This window comes from Pseudomonas sp. MWU13-2100 (assembly GCF_023242365.1).
In the GTDB taxonomy this organism is placed as follows: Bacteria; Pseudomonadota; Gammaproteobacteria; order Pseudomonadales; family Pseudomonadaceae; genus Aquipseudomonas.
This window is the reverse complement of sequence record NZ_JALLIX010000174.1, coordinates 1-351: the sequence shown is the minus strand read 5'-3', so window position 1 is coordinate 351 and position 351 is coordinate 1. Positions and strand designations below refer to the sequence as shown.

Below are 351 nucleotides of genomic sequence, written 5' to 3'. Positions count from 1 at the left end.
AAATTCAAGACTTTCAAGAAATTCAACTTCGCGAAGCTGCAAGCTTTAATTCAAATGTACAGACTTGTATGCGAGAGATAAGACGCTTATCCTCGTCATTAATGGAGGTTGTTTATGTTGTTAATTATATTGTTCTGTATGATCTTTGCGTTCAGCAAGGTGGGCTGGACAAAGGTGATTCACTATCCAACATCAAAAAAGAGTGATCGCCGAGAACCCGTTGACTCAAGAACAATTACTTCGCATATGCGTCCAAGAAAGAGCGAAAACCGCCTCAAATCTCTGGATGGCGGATTGCATGAGCAGAAGGATGGGCATTATAGAAGGCTCCTCCTATTCAGTTACACTGAG

General features: G+C 41.6%; 1 protein-coding gene. It reads left to right on the top strand.

What is annotated here, in order from left to right:
* A partial coding sequence (locus M5B99_RS29900) for a hypothetical protein (RefSeq protein WP_248807488.1) occupies window positions 1–206 on the top strand: 206 nt, incomplete at its 5' end.
* Window positions 207–351: the final 145 nt, after the last annotated feature.